This is a genomic window from Corynebacterium sp. HMSC074A09, from assembly GCF_001811545.1.
GTDB lineage: Bacteria > Actinomycetota > Actinomycetes > Mycobacteriales > Mycobacteriaceae > Corynebacterium > Corynebacterium hiratae.
Genome location: NZ_KV805110.1, coordinates 1 through 350, shown reverse-complemented (window position 1 = coordinate 350; position 350 = coordinate 1). Strand labels below are relative to the sequence as shown.

Sequence of the window (350 nt, the reverse complement as noted above, 5' to 3'; positions counted from 1 at the left end):
GCCGGCTTGTCCTCTGCCTTCGGCTCTTCCTTCTTCTCTTCGGCCTTGGGCTCTTCCTTCTTTTCCTCTGCCTTGGCGGCAGGCTTTTCGGAGGCTGCGGCGGAGCCGTCGCCGACGCGGGCGATGACGGCGCCGACGTCGACGGTGTCGTCTTCCTCGGCGAGGATTTCAATGAGGGTGCCGGCGACCGGGGACGGGATTTCGGTGTCGACCTTGTCGGTGGAGACCTCGAGCAACGGTTCGTCGACCTCGACGGTGTCGCCGACGGACTTCAGCCACTGGGTGATGGTGCCCTCGGTGACGGACTCACCAAGCTCCGGCATTTCCACGTCGGTGGCATCACCAGAAGC

The 350-nt window shown here is 64.6% G+C and carries 1 protein-coding gene; it reads right to left on the bottom strand.

Annotated features, from left to right (window positions below; all coding sequences use genetic code 11):
* Positions 1-350 (bottom strand): biotin/lipoyl-containing protein (locus HMPREF2807_RS01570; RefSeq protein WP_304439947.1); only part of this gene is annotated, 350 nt, incomplete at both ends.